The organism is Verminephrobacter aporrectodeae subsp. tuberculatae At4, assembly GCF_000193225.1.
GTDB lineage: Bacteria > Pseudomonadota > Gammaproteobacteria > Burkholderiales > Burkholderiaceae_C > Acidovorax > Acidovorax aporrectodeae.
Genome location: NZ_AFAL01000008.1, coordinates 1 through 215, shown reverse-complemented (window position 1 = coordinate 215; position 215 = coordinate 1). Strand labels below are relative to the sequence as shown.

Genomic DNA, 215 nt, shown 5'->3' with positions numbered 1-215 from the left:
CCGCTGCGGGCGCGCTCGCTGCGGGCGCGCCGCTGGCCGCGATCGCGCAGGGCTTGAACGATTTCACGCCGATCCCGGGCCGCTCGTGCACCTTTGGCGTGCACTGCGCGGGCCGCACGATCACCGTGGTCGACGATAGCTACAACGCCAACCCCGACTCCCTGCACGCGGCCGTCGAACTCCTGGCCGAATTGCCCGCGCCGCAGTTGCTGGTG

At 71.6% G+C, this 215-nt stretch carries 1 pseudogene; it reads left to right on the top strand.

The features are described from left to right. Window positions 1–215, top strand: a pseudogene (locus VTU_RS25010) (glutamate ligase domain-containing protein); the annotation flags it as partial.